The 1,115-nt window shown below is 64.3% G+C and carries 1 protein-coding gene; it reads right to left on the reverse strand.

What is annotated here, in order from left to right:
• Positions 1 to 11 precede the first annotated feature (11 nt).
• On the reverse strand, positions 12 to 1,115 hold a 1,104-nt coding region (locus EFA69_RS12830; protein WP_123133532.1), incomplete at its 5' end, for an inositol-3-phosphate synthase.

Consider the following 1,115-nt stretch of genomic DNA (forward strand, 5'->3'; position numbering starts at 1 on the left):
CCTCTGTTTCCCTACAGGGTGTCGACGAGCTCCTGGTAGTAGTCGAGGCCGAGGTGGGTGATGAGGTCCTCTCCCATCATGTGGCGCAGGGTGTTCTGCAGCTTCATGAGCTGCTTGAAGATGTCGTGCTCGGGGGCCAACCCTTCCGCCGTCTGCGGGGACTTGTAGTAGAAGCTCAGCCACTCCTGGATGCCTGACATGCCGGCCCGCTGGGCAAGGTCGGTGAACAGGGCCAGGTCCAGCACCAGCGGCGCGGCCAGGATGGAGTCGCGGCACAGGAAGTTGATCTTGATCTGCATCTGGTAGCCCAGCCAGCCGAAGATGTCGATGTTGTCCCAGCTCTCCTTGTTGTCGCCGTGGGGCGGGTAGTAGTTGATCCTCACCTTGTGGTACATGTCCCCGTAGAGCTCGGGGTTGGACTCGGGCCGGAAGATCTCGTCCAGCACGCTGAGCTTACTCACCTCCTTGGTCTTGAAGTTCTCGGGGTGGTCCAGCACGTAGCCGTCCCGGTTCCCGAGGATGTTGGAGGAGAACCAGCCCTTCACGCCCAGCGCCCGCGCGTGCAGCCCGGGGGCCAGGATGGTCTTCATCAGCGTCTGCCCGGTCTTGAAGTCCTTGCCCGAGACGGCCACGCCGTGCTCCCTGGCTAATTCCACCAGGGCGGGGATGTCCACGGTGAGGTTAGGCGCCCCGTTGGCGAAGGGCACCCCCGACTTGATGGCCGCGTAGGCGTAGATCATGCTCGGGGCGATGGCCGGGTCGTTGCCCCGCAGGCCCTCTTCGAACGCGGCAACGGACCTGTGCACCTCCGCCTCCTCGATGTAGATCTCGGTGGAGCCGCACCACACCATCACCAGGCGGTCGCAGCCGTTGGTTTCTTTGAAGCTGCGGATGTCCTCCATCAGCGCCTCGGCCAGCTCCATCTTGTCGGCGCCCTCCTTCACGTGCTCGCCGTCCAGGTTGCGGGCGTAGGCCTTGTCGAACACGGCCCTCATGGGCACGATCGCCTCCAGCTCGGGCCTCACGGCGTGCAGCAGCATGGGCTCCAGCACCCTGGCCTTCGAGGCCGCCTCGAACACGTTGTCCGAGTACACGTCCCAGCCCCCGAACACGAT

The sequence above is a fragment of the Rufibacter immobilis genome (genome assembly GCF_003721565.1).
Taxonomy (GTDB): domain Bacteria; phylum Bacteroidota; class Bacteroidia; order Cytophagales; family Hymenobacteraceae; genus Nibribacter; species Nibribacter immobilis.